8 protein-coding genes and 1 pseudogene are annotated in these 13,468 nt (G+C 66.1%); 4 read left to right on the forward strand and 5 right to left on the reverse strand.

What is annotated here, in order from left to right; all coding sequences use genetic code 11:
* Nucleotides 1-3,074: 3,074 nt before the first annotated feature.
* The 3 genes and pseudogenes from IPN47_27875 to IPN47_27885 all read right to left on the reverse strand — a co-directional run bounded on the left by IPN47_27875 (nt 3,075) and on the right by IPN47_27885 (nt 5,817).
* Nucleotides 3,075-3,299 carry a hypothetical protein gene (locus IPN47_27875; GenBank protein ID MBK9411799.1) on the reverse strand — a complete coding sequence of 75 codons (225 nt, stop codon included), beginning with the start codon at nt 3,297-3,299 and terminating at the stop codon, nt 3,075-3,077.
* Between the two features lie 448 nt (nt 3,300-3,747).
* A pseudogene (locus IPN47_27880) lies at nt 3,748-3,996 on the reverse strand (hypothetical protein).
* Between the two features lie 1,392 nt (nt 3,997-5,388).
* Nucleotides 5,389-5,817, reverse strand: coding sequence for a hypothetical protein (locus IPN47_27885; GenBank protein MBK9411800.1), 429 nt, complete (start codon nt 5,815-5,817; stop codon nt 5,389-5,391).
* Nucleotides 5,818-6,334: 517 nt separating this feature from the next.
* Here IPN47_27885 and IPN47_27890 point away from each other — a divergent pair.
* A complete protein-coding gene (locus IPN47_27890; GenBank protein ID MBK9411801.1) occupies nt 6,335-6,706 on the forward strand; it encodes a hypothetical protein in 372 nt (123 codons plus the stop codon).
* 201 nt (nt 6,707-6,907) lie between these two features.
* On the opposite strand, the gene IPN47_27895 is transcribed toward IPN47_27890, so the two are convergent.
* The gene (locus tag IPN47_27895; GenBank protein ID MBK9411802.1) at nt 6,908-7,300 is read right to left on the reverse strand and encodes a hypothetical protein; all 393 of its coding nucleotides are present in this window, start codon (nt 7,298-7,300) and stop codon (nt 6,908-6,910) included.
* Between the two features lie 2,152 nt (nt 7,301-9,452).
* On the opposite strand from IPN47_27895, the gene IPN47_27900 reads away from it, so the two are divergent.
* The 3 genes from IPN47_27900 (at nt 9,453) to IPN47_27910 (ending at nt 10,698) form a co-directional block, all read left to right on the forward strand.
* Entirely contained in the window at nt 9,453-9,623 is a 171-nt protein-coding gene (locus IPN47_27900) for a hypothetical protein (GenBank protein ID MBK9411803.1), read from the forward strand.
* A gap of 356 nt (nt 9,624-9,979) precedes the next feature.
* Nucleotides 9,980-10,249 (forward strand): hypothetical protein, encoded by a 270-nt coding sequence (locus IPN47_27905; GenBank protein ID MBK9411804.1) that lies wholly within the window; start codon nt 9,980-9,982, stop codon nt 10,247-10,249.
* A gap of 287 nt (nt 10,250-10,536) precedes the next feature.
* Nucleotides 10,537-10,698: a hypothetical protein gene (locus IPN47_27910; GenBank protein ID MBK9411805.1), complete on the forward strand. Its 162-nt coding sequence runs from the start codon at nt 10,537-10,539 to the stop codon at nt 10,696-10,698.
* Between the two features lie 2,266 nt (nt 10,699-12,964).
* Here the strand turns inward: IPN47_27910 and IPN47_27915 are convergent.
* Nucleotides 12,965-13,318, reverse strand: a complete 354-nt coding sequence (locus IPN47_27915) for a hypothetical protein (protein ID MBK9411806.1) — start codon at nt 13,316-13,318, stop codon at nt 12,965-12,967.
* Nucleotides 13,319-13,468 lie beyond the last annotated feature (150 nt).

A 13,468-nucleotide genomic window follows, 5' to 3' on the forward strand; every position in this document is an offset into this window, starting at 1 on the left:
GTGTCGTGTGGAGGCGGCTCGAAGACTTCGTGCCGCATCAGGTCCTCCGGGGAGAATCGGTCAAACGCCTCGATCATGACTCCGGCCTACAAGGAAGCCCGGTTCGAATAGACGCTCTCGGTATTCGGTGTCGTCGCCGGCGTAACTGCAGAGTCCCTGTTCCACGAACCAACGACGCTGCTCGCGCGGTGAGCCACCCAGGCGACCATCTGCTGCCCACAGGTCCTCGCTGAAGTTGAGTGGCGCACCGGAACGATAGGTCAGCACTGACGGGATCGGCACATGCTGACCAAGCCGGGTAGATTGCCGGCCCGATGACAGCGCCGATCGTCGTCGTCCCAGCTGAGAACTTGCGGTCGACCAAGCGCGCGACCGGCGTCGCGGTCATTGCGCGGTGCACGACCCTATGTTACGCTGGTCAAGTGCGGTCGTCACCTTCTCCGGTTGCCGTCCACGAGCGGACGCCTACTGCGCCGACCGCCTCCAAGGCCGTCGGCGGTCACGATGGCGGCGCCGAGGGCCGGGAGTCGGCCCTTCTGCAGCTTAGCGGAACGATGATCCCCGACAGGTCGCTGGCGCAGGGGCACTCGCTTGATCCTGCCACCGTTCAGACGACCCGCAAGGAGAGCGAGAATGCTTCGCGCCACCAAGAAGTCGGTGTTTTGGCAGGTGATTAACGCTTCATGGTTCGAACCACCCTCGTCCTGTAGGTGTTGATTGTACGTCGCTTGTCAGGAGGCGTCCGGGCATCGAGTGACAGGAAGTCGATCGTCCCGCTACCGCCGCCTGCCGTATCGGGTCCGATTCACCGCGTGGATTAGGCCCGCACCCGCCGCGGCAACGTGTGTGACCAGCAGAGCTCGCAGCTGCGCCAGTTCCACGGCGTTGGCCGGGAAGTATTGGAGAGTTCTTCCGTTCGTCTGGCGGATTGGAAAACAAGCCATCTGACCACCCACCGCAACCAGCAAGCGGAAACAGCAGGACGCTTATTACCAGCCACGCGGGCAGACTTCTGAGATCGTTCCTGCTCTGCCACCAATGACAATGCCTGGGCGTCCCCCGACAAAGCCATAGTAGGTTTTCTGGCGTCTCCCATCCACTTTGCAACACCGACGGTTTGCGGTCGGAGTCGGCCGGTGGCATCGGGTCCGGCAGAACGTTGTAAACAATCCACCCGCCGCGATCGCTCAAGCTCGGCCGCGACTCTGGTCGCTGAGCTACCGCATCCGCCGACTACCGATGCCCAAAGCGCGCCAAAAGGTGCGCCGTCGCTACCTGCGCGGGCGTAGGCATCTGAACGGCTCGGAGGACCCAAGCACGCTGACTTGTGGGCGGCGGAAGGATGAGGACATGGCGTGGTAATGTTCGGGCGAACGCCCAGCGTTCGGTTGCAAGAAGGTCCAGCAATGCGAGCGGAGCAGACTCTCGAACTCGCTTGTCCAACGCGAGTTGTGGTTAAGGCATCCACAGGAGGAGCTGAACCACGTGGCCAACGCGCTGTTGTCACGCGGCATCATGGCTTCACCGCGACGTTCGACGCGTGCAGGTGCAGAAATACGCCAGTTGGCGCCCTCTTGGCGAAAGATCACGGTCCAGCGGGCGAGGCGCTCGGCGTTGCGGAGGTAAAACGTGACCAGCACCAGCCCAGGCTCAGCGGCTGAATGCGTAAGGTCGGTTGGATTGAGTCGATGGAAAGGCGGTCCGCCGGTCGCGTGCGACCGAATGTCGGCGAACACCGCTCGAAAGGTCAGATCGATCCCGCGCGGTCCGCTAACCCGTTCGGCCATCTGGGCGGCGGGTTGAAAGATCGTTGCCAGAATCAGAGAACGCGGCCCGAAACGGCTGCCAATCGAGATGTTCGAACGCCGTCAGGGAACACGCGAATCGCCTGAGCCACTGCCGCCGAATCGCCGCGCGCGTCACTCGTCGACGCGACGGCGGAAGGTTGGGCACCTTACCCTTCGAGACGAACCGGCCACGCGGTGACGCCGACGATCACCGCGCCAAGCGCAGGAACGTGCGTGTTCAACCGTAACGGGTGCATTCCTTTCGTTCGAGCAAGTATGATGAGTGGAGCGCGACGTTCAGGATCAACAACCAAGGCAGCCAAAGAATGCGGCCGCGAGCCGCGGGCCGCAACGTGAGGTTGGGCCTCGCGGGCCCAGGCTGGGACTGGCCGATCGCCGCTGCCGGATGGCCGGGAACCACGCCAGCAACATCTCGACGACGAGAACGGCACAACCCACGAGCCCGGTCGCGCGTGGCGTGCGCGGTCGGGATCGTAGAGGCTGGGAGCGTCTTGCCAGTCGTACATCAGCCCGCAACCACGCATTTGACGCCATCACGCTGCGAATCATGAAGGCGCGATGAGCGGCGAAGTTCTTCCGCGACGACTGGCGCCGCGGCGAAGCGTGAAAATAAGCCGACGGTCGGTGAGCGCGGAAAATGGACAGTCGCGAGCCTCGTACTCGCCGACAATCGCCCCGGGGTAGATCGCCAGTACCGCGGCGCCGGACGCCCCAATGACGTAGCCCCCGCCGATCGCCCGATGCCACTGTAGCGCGCGTTGGCGCAGGGGCGCGACGAACTTTGCAATGGCGCGCCGAGAAACGACGGGCAGCTGGCCAAAGCAGATGCGACGTACCACACCTGCTTGTTGAACAAGGAGGGGCCGAGGCTGATCATGCACGGCACAAGCGGTAGTGGACCGCGCGGTAGAGGTAGTACAGGCTGAGCGTCGTGACCGCGACGAGGACACCGTAACGCCGACACGAATCGAAGTGGTCGGCTATGTGTCATGCGTATGATGGTGAGGCGCCTGCGATGCGCGAAAGGCCTAACGCTGAGCATCAGCCGCAGCGGCAGACAGAGCATTGCGGCCGCAGGCCGCACGCAAGCAAGAGGCGCCGGCTGCCGCGGCGCATGTCAGACCCTCACAGGCGATGACTTTTTGGGGGGGTGAGCCGAGACCCACGAACCAGGAGCAGACCAATAGCGCGGCGGCGTCGGCAGCGGCGCGTCACTGTTCCAGATGTTCGACTGGATCTCCGGGTCCCGCTAACTGCGCCACACGTTCAGCTGCCGCATCGGTACGTGTTCGGCCGTAGGTCACCACCGTAGATCCCGGCATCGACCACGAGATCGTTGTCTCCGTAGAAGTCGGTGGACTTCCTCGCGAACTCCGTGAGGCCGGCCTTGATGTACTCGACGGTGAAGTCGTGTATCGCCTGGAGGCCGGTGACCGCGTCTGCGCCGGGCGGGAAGGACTTGGCGTCGGGGGCGAACATCGAGTCGATCACGGCGACGTCCCCGGCGAGATGCGCCTTGCGGGTGAATCAACGTTCTGCTTGCGATGAAATCTGACGCGTCGCGTCCAGATCGAGGGGCGCCTGCTCTGCCCGGGAGGATGCAGGCTGGGGCCGTTACATGACTCACGACGATGCTGGCGAGCGCGAAGCGGAGGAGAGGCTTCCGAAGTCATCGCGGCCAGCGCGAAAGTCGAAAAAGGTGATCCACGCGGACCGGCTGGTTGCGTCGTCGGACTAACGTTCACGCTCGGCAGAAGCCGAACCGAAAAGAGCGAGCGGAGCGAGCATACACTGACTCAGCTGTCTGCTGCAACCCGTGTTGGACGGCGGAGCGACTGTCGGCTTCCGCCGCCCAACGCGGGATTGGCCATCGCGCGTCTTACTCGGCGGGTGTCGGTTCGATTCGCCAAGCCTCGTCAGCTGGCGCTCCAGGCGACTCCTACACCGGCGCGCGAGCCGCGCTCGGTACCTCATGCGGCAGCATCCAGGAGGTGCCGAACCTGTCGCGTAGCATGGCAAACCGATGCGCGAAGAAGGTCTTCTCCATCTTCATGAGTACCTGCCCGCCGTCCGAGAGGACCGCATAGAGGCGCTCGGCAGGAAGACTGGCGGCATTCGGCCCTGGGCTGTACGTCATCATCATGGTGATCTTGCCGCCTAGCTGCTGCTCGTAGAAGCGAAAGGCCTGTGCGTTAGGCGAAACCTCAGCGGGCGAGAAACGCGAGAAGCGCTTCGCGGAACGGCCCGGGTGCCTCGAGGTTCACCATGTGCCCGACTCCAGGGATGTCGACACGCTGCACGCGGGCCGCTTGCGCTTGGATGGCCCGCGCGACGTCGAGAATGAACGGGTGTCGGCCGTACCCACCACCGCAGGATGGGGGCGGTGAGCTCGGCGGGGACGACCGGACGCAGGGGCGCGGCTTCCACCTCGAGGTCAGGATGGCGAACCACGCCGGCCCAGAACGGGGACTGATCCTCGACCCACAGACGCACGCGCTGCGCGGTGGTGTGGATCGCGCAGCGCGGTGCGAGAATCTAGGCGCTGCCGAGCCACGCCCGCGCCACCCGCGACCGAGTCTTGCTCGCTTCGCTGCCTCGCGTGCGACCGCGAGCCACGCGGGTATCGGCGTCCTCGGCCCACGTCCCGCCGATGATGCCCGGCGACCAGCACGAGGCGATCCACTCGCTCGGGATGCGCGAGTGCGAAGTCCATCGCGATACGCCCCGAGGGAGAGGCCGACGAGCGACGCCTCGTGGCAACTGCAGCGCGTCCATCAGGGCGCGCAGGGTCGTGATGCGCGGAGAATGCGGTGTCCGCAGCGCCTGAGCGACCGTAGCCTCGCGCGTCATACCGGATGACGCGATGTGTGCGCTGAAGTGCGCCAAACTCCGCGTCCCACATGCGACGGTCGAGATTGCCGCCATGCAGGAGGATTACCGGGCTCCCGGTGCCGGCACTCTCGTAGAACAGCGTACTGCCGCAGACCTAGATCGGCTGCCCGCACCAGCGAAGGTCAGGCGGCGCCGGCACCTGGTCCCTGCCCGAGTGAAGTCGTCCGCCGCTACGAACGCAGACACGATCATCGCCACCCCGGCAGCGAGGTCGAGGCAGACAGAGACCCAAAGCGCCACGATCACTCCCTGCATTGTGGGGCCGTGTTCTGCGAATGCGATCGCCGCATCGATCAGCACCAATCCAAGCAACGCAGCCACCACGCCGGCGGCAGCTGTTCAGCCGCGTCGTCGAGTGGGGCCACCGGCACGACGGCGAGACGATCCCGAACGCCTGTGCCGCCACCAACAGGTCCAGGATGACGTTCACCCAGAAGGCAGGAACCGCCGTTCCGGCACGCGCCCGGAAACGTGTCGGCGCGGACGAACAGAATGACCGAGGTGGCGGAATGGCCGCCGTCGCCAGTGTTGCCACCGCTGCGAACGGGAGTAGTCGCCCGGGCCAGCGCATCGCTACCTCCTGTGAAGGACATACACACGGACGTTGCGCAGCCTAACGCGTGTGCCTGCTGCGGACACTCGAAGAGTATTTGTGGGCGCAGTCCGCGCCGTATGCTTAGCGCAGCCGTCAGCAGTAAGCCTCGCCAGAGCGCCCGCACCGGTGGCCGGCCGGACGGGCTCGAGGGCTGAAGCGGCCCGGAGCACGCACCAGACGGGATAGCACCAGAACATCGAGCGCGGCGGCGAGCCCTACGCCAGCGGCATACATAGCGAAGTCCCATGGGTCGAAAGTGTGTCCGAGCGCCGCAATGCCGGCGCCCTGCAGGAGTTCGGCACCGGATGATGCCAGGAGGACCACGATCGCCTTCGAGGCTGCCGGCCGCAGGGCGGCCACTCGGTCGTCGATGAAGCACAACAGGTAGTAGAACGCGAACGGCAGCGTGAGGTCTGAGAAGTAGCTGCTGACCAGCGGCCGCAACTCCGGGTCAAGAAGTGCGCGCAGGTCGATCAAGTGGAAAGCGGCGACAAGCAGATTGATCGCTACGCCGATAGCCAAGCGCGTAGGTGAGCGTCGAGCAAGGGAGCGATGGGCACGAGGTCTCAGGAAGTCTCGGAGTCGCAGATGCCAGTTGGGTCGCTGACGAACTGGGCCACGGCGGCGGTCCTCGCCATCATAACCCCCTCATCACGTGTGTTCGGAAGCCGCAAGATTCTCCGTCAGCGAGCGAGAAAGAAGCTGATTAGCGCTGCGACCGAGCCGAAGGCGGCCACGAGTCGCCATCGCCGACTTGTCAGAAAGGGCGCGACGGCCTGGAGAAGCAGGCCACACAAAAGCACGAGAAACGCGCCCGAGACGCCGCGGGGTGGGGGCGTCTGGAACCACTCGCGAGCCGCGAGCGCCGTCGCGCCCATGGTGAGTAGCAAGAGCGCGAGCAGGGCAGTTCGCTCGAACCCGCGTGCGGCTGTGTAGTCGGACGTGTCTGCCATGCGGACCAGAATGCTGCGGTGGATTCGCGAACGAAACGGCGTGATGCCGCGTGCGCATCGATTCCTGAGCCCGCGCACTTGCGCGCTTGAGCGATCATGAAGCACAGCCCGTCCGGCGCGACGACGAAGAACGCGCGATAGGGTTGACCGTTGATCTCCTGCTCGTCGACAATTCCGGGCTTTGCTCCGTTCGCCATCAGTTCGGCGAATGCGGCGTCGAGGTCGTCGACTTCGAAGAAGCACCCCTCCTGCGTCGGATCGCCGCCATTCTGAGCGAGCCCGATTGCGATACCGTCGCGTGTAAGTACAGCAGCGGGATGTGGCGTCTCGCGCCGCGCCGCTACGCGAAACCCGAAGGCCTGCTCATAGTATGGAATCGCTGCGGCGACATCGGCGACAGGGAGCGCAAGCGCGTCGTCGGCATAGGGCACAGCGGTAAGAAGGACAGCCCTCATTGACACGCATTCATGAACTAGCCGTTGTCGTCGGCCTAACGTCCGCGTTCCGCTGCGCTGCATCCAACCAAAGCGAGGTGGGCCGGCGCCATGCCCTGCCCGCACAATGAGTGGCGCCGGCCCACGCCGCCGGCCCAACGCGGCAACGGCCGCAACATGCCGCCCATGGCGCACGCGGCCAAGCCGGCCTTCCCGCGGGTGCACCTAGAACCGCATGTAGGCGCATCCCGCGTTCTGTGCCCGGGCCAGTCCAAACATGCCGGAGGGCACGGCATAGGCGTGCGGCACGAACCCAGCCCGCAGGGCGGCGTGTACCGCCGAGGCGTCCGTGCCACGCTTGGTGGCCAGACGGCGCGCCAAGTGTCCAAGCGCGAAGTCGCAGACGAGACCGAACCCACCGCCGTCGAAGAAGTCCTTCAGCGTCGGCATCACGTAATCCGGGACGGGACTCGGTGCTCGGTGCCAGAACGGATTGCGCGTCGCGGGTTGCTGCGTGGTGGGGTCCTTGACCCCATACTCGGTTCCGAGTTCGAAGCGGGCCCAGGTCTCGTCGTTCAGGGCCGCGGGCACGGCTTGAGTGCGAATGTTGAAGACCACGCGAGCGACGTATGACCCGCTCGGATACACGGCGCGGCAGTTGTCGAGATAGCGTCCCGCGAACTGCAGGATGGTCGGATCGGCGGGATCACCCCGATACTGTCGTCGCTGGTCCGTGCCGGCATTATACAGGCCGCGGGAGTCTCCTCCACCTTATGCACGACAGCGCTCTGCGCCACATCGACGACATACGTGCCAAAATACGCCCGGTAGTCCTCGGTGGCGCGCCGGAGTTCTTCAGGCGACGCCGTCTCGAACCACTGCTCGCCTCGGGCACTATCCACGCGGAAGGTGCTCGGGCCGCGCCAGAATCTGAATCGACACGTGTCCCGTCGGATCGTACGTGGTAGCCCGTCGGTTTCTGTCCTATACCGACACCAACGGGCTCGATGGCGTTTCACGTTTAAAACTCAGCAGGCGCCGGTGCCGATAAGCGCGGTCGTTTGAGCGCGCACGACGGGCTGGCATCCGCGGTAGCGGCCGCCCAATGCTGGCGCAGCGATGAGCGATGCCATCGACGCGTTGAACTGTCTGCACAACAATCTCCGATGGCTGGTGTCGTGTAAGCTGCCGCCTAACGCTCCGTTGGGTGGGCGTGCGCGATCTATGCGACTCCGGCCCACGGCTGATGCGCCGCAGCGCGGGCGCGAAGCGCCTTCGCCGCCACCTCAGTGTCGTGCGCGGCCTGCGCGCAGGGCCGGCCTTCGTTCAAAGGCGAACCGGCGGCACAGGCGGAGGTCGGTGTCGGCGGTGATGGCGCGGCGGCCGGCGATGATCTCCCGATGCGCTGGGCGGGCACGCCGATCTCCTTGGCGAGGCGGTACTGGAGAGCCCATCGGGACGAGGAACTCTTCCAGCAGGAGCTCCGGGGGTGACGGGCTTGCGCGCGGACATTGAGGACTCAACTTAACGGAACGACACGATCATGCCGAATAGTAACGCCGCGCGTGATCACGGCAAGCGTGACTACCGGTGGCTCCACCGTCCGGCTGCGGCCCAGCGCCGGCTTCTTCAGCGGGCGCTCCAACACAATGCGCGCCCAGCGCGCTTCCGCTTATCGCACAGTCTGCAACAAGCAACGTTAGGCCAACGCATCGCGGACGTTGCGTCAAACGGCCCCACCGCGCCAGAACGGTGACAGGCGAGTGCGGTCCGGTGATGTCTTGCTCGGCGCTCTCGGTCCCAGGCGCGCGCATGCCCGACGCGGCATCGGCGCATGGCGTTCCCACAAACCGCGACGCCGGGCGTCACCGCTATTTCGGTTGGTGTCGGACCATCTCCATTGCCTGCAGACGGTCTACGACGAGCGCTTCGCCCGCGAGTACGGTTCAGTGGCGCCCCATCGTTGGGCAGGTGGCCGACAAGTTCCTGGCGTGCGGGGTTCTCGAGCACGGCACCGCCCGTCACGCGGCGCTCGCGAGGTCGGCGATCGCGCCGTATGCTCGACCGATAGTCCACCGACTCCGGTGTAATCCCTCTCCGGCGAGGAATAGAAGCTGCTGTCGGCAAAGTCGAGCTACGACTGATCAATGTCGAAGCACCTCGTAGCCCGACGCAGCGCACGCCGCGAGTCCTCGGTGCCGATGATTGCTGCCAACTGACAGCGAGCCCCGCGTCCTGAACAGCTCCAGCGCTAGCCCCTGCCGGCACCACATGCAGCACCCGCGCGCCCCTGCTGTGGCGGCGCCGCACCCTCGTACCAGTGCCCACAGGTGGCGCGTGAGCTCTGTGTTCGCCAGCTTTACTGCGGGCGCAGGGGTAGCACCGCCGTGGCCTCACGTTGCCTTCCACGGCACCCCAGGGAATGCCGCCCGGTCATGTTGGACGGGACAACACCGCTGCCGCCCCGCGCCGCGTCACGGATGCCCGTCCCACTTCTTGAAGCTCCACTCCCGCATCCCAACGCTGCCGTATCTCGATCGCTCCGCGCCGCAGGCTGCTAGCGCCTCGTCCGCAGCGAAAGCCTACCGCTGCTCCTCGTTGGACATCCCGCTCCAATCGTCCTCTCCCGCCCACCCCTCCTTGCCCGACGCCTCCCTCACCCTACTATTCTGGACGAGGTATCCACCCGGGATTGCGACCATGGATCTGAAGCGCGAACTCATGCGCGGCGCCGGCTTAACCGTGCTGCAGCCTCCTCAAACGACGCGAGATGTATGGTTACGAACTCACGCCGAAGCGCTCGGCGCACGTTCCGACGGCGTCGGCCATGGGGCGATCCACGCTCTATCCCCTGCTCTACAATCTCGAAGCCAGGAACTCGTCGAGAGTCGCTGGCTCGAGAGCACAGAGATCGGACGCAAGCGTCGCTACTATCGCCTGACGCCGGCCGGCGCTGCGCCAGCTCAAGGAACATCGCGCACGCTGGCAGGAGCTCTTCCGAGGCAATGATCGGACTCGGGCTGGTGTCACCCATTGCCGCGGGTCCTGATTTATGACGCGACCGGATGATGCCCTGCCGCGCCGTCTCGAGCGGCGCGAACTCGTATTGCCGAGGCAGCGCGCGCGCAGGCTCCCAGACCTGCTGGCCGAGCGCGTGGCCGATGTGTCGACGGTAACCATCTCGGCGCCGAGCGCCGCGCCGAGGTCTTTCGCGAGATGGTCAGCCACTTCGAGGTTGGACGGGCGGCCCGGCCGCTCGCCGGAAAGATCTGAGCCAGTCATTCGGCGACGGACGCCATGCAGCGACCCTCATCCGCGCCGAAGCGCGTGGTGACGCCGGAGTCGATCGGTGGGAGCGGCGGCGGTGATGGCGTGCTGCGCATGACGCTCCGCGATGTGCGGTATGCTGCCCGGCGTTTGCCCCCCTTGCCCGCCTTCACCGCCATCGCGGTCATCTCGCTGGCCATCGGCATCGGCGCCAACGCTGCCATCTTCACCTGCACGGTCAGCGAGGTCATTCTCCGCCGCCCGCCGCTCGAGCATCCGGAGGAACGGGTCGACATCTGAAAACCAACCCCGACGCCGCCTTCAACCCGCTCGCGTACCCCGAGTATCGGGACGGCGCGGATGACCAGGCGCTCTTCTCCGGGGTCGCGGCCACTCGGATGGGCTACGCGGTGCGAAGCGAGAGGAGACCGCACCGAGCGCACAGCCGTGCAGCTCGTGTCGGGCAACTACTTTCAGGTGCTGGGACTACGGCCGGCCCGGGGACGCCTCATCGAGCTAACGACGGCGACGCCGCCGGGCGCAACCCCGTGGCCGTGCGCTCTCCGACCGCTACGGGCGCCGTGCCTATGGTGGCGACCCGTCGGTCGTCGGTCGCTCCGTTCGGCGAAGGCGACGGCGAGTACACCATCATCGGCGTCACCCGCCCCGACTTCAAACGGCTTCCTTCCATCGGCATCGAGATCTTCGTCCCGGTCACGATGGTCGCCCAGCTCATGGCCAATTACTGAGAATACGCTCGGTCGCGGGGCGATCAGCCACCTTCGTGCGGGCCCGTCTCGCCAGCGGCGTCACCCTGCCGGCGGTGCGCGCGTCACTCGGGCGTTCAGCACTCGGCTGCGAGCAGCGGGTGACCGGATGGGAGGGCGTCATGAGCTTTCCGTCCTCCCCGCGCGACGTGATCCTCTTTCCCCATCGACCGCCTTCTGCGCCCGGTCGCCGTCGTCACGATGGGCGTGGTGGGGATGGTCCTCCTGATCGCCTGCGCCAACGGCCTGGCCTCCTCCTCGCCCGGGCCGTCGATCGCCGCAAGGAGGTGGCCATCCGGCTCGCCATCGGCGCCAGTCAACAACGCCTGTCTTCCAGCTCCTCATCGAAACGCCACTGCTGGCGATGATGGGAGGCGTTGCCGGTCTCGTGCTCGGCAGCGCCATCCTAAGAAGCGTGCTGGCCGCCGATCTCCCCCTCCCGCTCCGGAAGGCATCGACCTACACTCTCGACGTCCGCGTCCTCTACGCCTTCCTGCTGGCCGTCTCGCTCCTGGCCGGCATCGCTGGCTGGGACTCTGCCCGCGCTGCAAACCACTGCCGGCCTCGGGCTCTGGCATCGGTCATTCGCGAGAAGGGACAAGCGGCGAGGCACTCGAAGCCGGTGCGCCGCGCCCTCGTCATCGGGCAGTTGGCGGTCTCCGGTCGTCCTACTCACAGCGGGCCGGGCTCTTCGTGCGCGGCGTGCGCGCCGTGCGCAACGTCGACCCGGGCGGTCGTGCCCGCGCCCTGCTCTGGCTCAGCCCCTCCAGCCAAAGCCCCGCCGGGCAGAATCGCATGGACCTCCTCGCCACACGCCGTGCCGTTCCGGGCGTACGTATGGGGACACACTCAACAGCATACACCTCAACCTGCTAAGCATCAGCAGCACGGCCATCAACGTTGATGGCGTCAACCACCGGGCGGGGTGACCCACGCCATCGATCGGGCCGCCATCGACTTACCGGCTTCATCGCCGCCATGGGTATGCAGCTGACGAGCGGGCGCAGCTTCACCGCCGCCGACGCCGATACCTCGCGCCGGAAGTCGCGATCGTGAACGAGGCCTTTGTCGGAAGTTCTGGCCCGGCACCGGACGCCGTCGACCGCCGCTTTCCGCGGACGCGATGACCTCGAGACGGAAGTCGTCGGGGTGGTCAACACCGCCCACATCCGCACCACGGCCGGACCGCCCCACCGTCTACCCCTGCCGCTGCGGAGAACTCCGAGGTGTGGATGATCATCCGCCGACTGCGCCCGACGCCGATGCACCGACGTCACGCGCCACGGGCGTCCTGCGCGACCCGTCGAAAATCCCGATGCCATGGTCATCGAGGCGCGCGCTATGGCCGCCACATCGACATCATGTCGCTCCGCTGGCGTTGGGCGCCAACGCGCTCTCAGTCGCCGCCGTCGTCGCCCTCTCATGCCCAGCATTGGTACTGGACGGCACCGTCTCCTATTCCGTCGCCCAGCGCTCGCGCGAGGTCGGCATCCGCCTCTCCCTCAGCGCCACCGCCGGCGGCGTCGTGCGGTTGCTCTCCTGGGACGGCGTGCGGCTCCGGTGATTATTGGGGCGGCCTGCGGTGTTGCACTCGGCGTGTTGTTCGGGCGGACGAGTCGAGGGTTGCTGTACGACACCAACGCGCTCGATCCGATCGCCCTCGCGTCCGTCCCGCTGGTGCTCATCGTGGTGGCGGGCATTGCCGCCTATCTCTCCCGGCGCGACGGGCGGGGCGGATCGATCCGGTGGTGGCGATCAAGGCGGGAGGGGGAGGCGCTCGGGCGCGCAGGCGACGAAACGCATCCTGCATCTCAAGCCAACAGCGTCGGCGCGATACCGGCCCGCGCGGCCTCGTCGGGCCAGGTCGTCATCGCCGCCTCGACGTCTTCCGGGATCTGCGCGCCCCCGCCGCTCCCCACACGGGCCCCCCACCGCCGACAGGTAGTAACGCGTGGAGGCCGTCGTCCTTGCCGCGCTCCGTCATCTGGTGCGAGAACGATGCCCACTGTCCCCCACCGCCGATCACATCGTACGCCGGCGCCAACGCCCACACCCCGTCGGGCCGCACGGCGAAAGGCGGATTCTGCTGTAACGCAATCGTCCTGGTTGCGCGCCGCCAGGTTGAAGACCATCCGGCGAAACGCCTGGTCGACGGCCGGTTGCCCTAGGCGCAACTGGCGGAGCGGCCTCGGAAGGTCCAAGCGCGTGTTAGGCGGCACGCGGACGGTCATGGGCCTCTGCGGTTACCTCAGCTCGGCTTGACCTCGTTGACAACTACATCCCAGTGCTCCTCAAGCAGACCAAACCTGGCGGCCTCCTCCGAGTCGAAGAGCGCCTTGTCGCGATAGAGGCGCTCCCGTGCCACGGCCCACAAGCGATCCCATTCCGGATCGGCGATCGCGGCGCTCGCGTCGCGAAACACAATTGTCACTCGAAGGTCCCATCGCGGTGCACCCGCGAGATGGGTGAATGGTTCGTCAACGCGGATACTCCGAATGAAACCCAGCGACTGCATCTCCCGAAGTAACGGCGCGTGGTTCTTGGCGTAGAGTCGTTTGAACTCCTCCCCGGCCCCCCACTTGATCCGGTAGTAATACTCCATCGTGACCGGAGCCTGTACGGCCACAACCGGGGCTGTTGGCTGTGCCTGCGCGCGACGATCGCTGGCAAGGGGCCCGAGGCCGACGACGAGAGGATCAAGACAGGCGCATGAGAACTCCGGGTAAGAGGCGGAAGATGCTTGGCTATAGTC

Source organism: Gemmatimonadota bacterium (genome assembly GCA_016719105.1).
Classification (GTDB): domain Bacteria; phylum Gemmatimonadota; class Gemmatimonadetes; order Gemmatimonadales; family Gemmatimonadaceae; genus SCN-70-22.

Excerpts from the sequence above, each read along its gene's own strand:
- IPN47_27900 (MBK9411803.1), top strand. The coding sequence starts at position 9,453 with ATGTATGGTTACGAACTCACGCCGAAGCGCTCGGCGCACGTTCCGACG.
- IPN47_27905 (MBK9411804.1), top strand. The coding sequence starts at position 9,980 with ATGCAGCGACCCTCATCCGCGCCGAAGCGCGTGGTGACGCCGGAGTCG.
- IPN47_27910 (MBK9411805.1), top strand. The coding sequence starts at position 10,537 with ATGGTGGCGACCCGTCGGTCGTCGGTCGCTCCGTTCGGCGAAGGCGAC.
- IPN47_27915 (MBK9411806.1), bottom strand. The coding sequence starts at position 13,318 with ATGGAGTATTACTACCGGATCAAGTGGGGGGCCGGGGAGGAGTTCAAA.